Origin of the sequence: Salinibacterium sp. (assembly GCF_031364185.1) — a bacterium.
GTDB lineage: Bacteria > Actinomycetota > Actinomycetes > Actinomycetales > Microbacteriaceae > Rhodoglobus.
Window position 1 is genome coordinate 1 of sequence record NZ_JANLVV010000110.1, and the last position, 1,125, is coordinate 1,125.

Here is a 1,125-nt window from a genome sequence, read left to right on the forward strand (position 1 = left end):
CCTGGATACCGGCCGCAGCCGACCGATACCACTACGAGCTAGACGCGGACTTTTTCCTTCAGTTCGATCGTCTCGATCTCATCACCGATCTGGATGTCGTTGAACTTACCGAGGCCGATTCCGGCCTCGAAGTCCGTGCGAACCTCGGTGACGTCATCCTTGTAACGACGCAATGACTCGATGGCGAGGTTATCGCCAACCACCACCCCATCGCGGATGACGCGAGCCTTGGCATTCCTGGTGATGACGCCCGAGCGCACAATGACGCCGGCAACGTTTCCGAACTTGGAGGAACGGAACACCTCGCGGATCTCGGCAATACCTGACTGCACCTCTTCGAACTCGGGCTTGAGCATGCCCTTGAGGGAGTTCTCGATCTCTTCGAGTGCCGCGTAGATGACCGAGTAGAAACGCACATCCACACCCTCACGCTGCGCACGTTCGCGCGCCTTCGTGTCTGGTCGCACGTTGAACCCGATGATGATCGCGTTGTCGATGGTCGCGAGATTAACGTCGCTCTCGGTAACCGCACCGACACCGCGGTGGATGATCCGCAGCTGAACGCTGTCGTCGACCTCGATCTTGAGGAGCGAGTCTTCGAGCGCCTCAACGGCACCAGACACGTCACCCTTGATGATGAGGTTGAGCGATTCGACTTTGCCATCTTCCAGCGCCTTGGTGAAGTCCTCGAGACTGATGCGCTTGCGGGCCTTAGCCAGCAGGGCGTTGCGTTCGACGGCTTCACGCTTCTCGGCGATCTGGCGAGCGGTGCGGTCTTCCTCGGTGACGATGAAGGTGTCACCAGCCCGCGGGACGCTCGACAAGCCCTGCACCTGCACGGGGCGCGCCGGGTATGCCTCGTCGACGGGATCCCCGTTTTCGTCCATCATCGCGCGCACTCGACCGTAGGCCGTTCCCGCAACGATGGAGTCTCCGACGCGGAGCGTTCCCGACTGGATCAGCACGGTCGCGACCGCACCACGACCCTTGTCGAGCTTCGCTTCGATGGCGACACCGCGCGCGTCCTTATTCGGGTTAGAGCGCAGGTCGAGACCCGCGTCGGCCGTCAGGAGAACCGCGTCAAGGAGCGTGTCGATGCCGACGTTGTTGAGCGCGGACACGTCG

1 protein-coding gene is annotated in these 1,125 nt (G+C 61.6%); it reads right to left on the minus strand.

The features are described 5' to 3' along the window. Positions 1–38: 38 nt before the first annotated feature. Positions 39–1,125, minus strand: a 1,087-nt coding sequence (locus tag RMN95_RS05190; RefSeq protein ID WP_397545251.1) for a translation initiation factor IF-2, incomplete at its 5' end; no start/stop codon positions are given.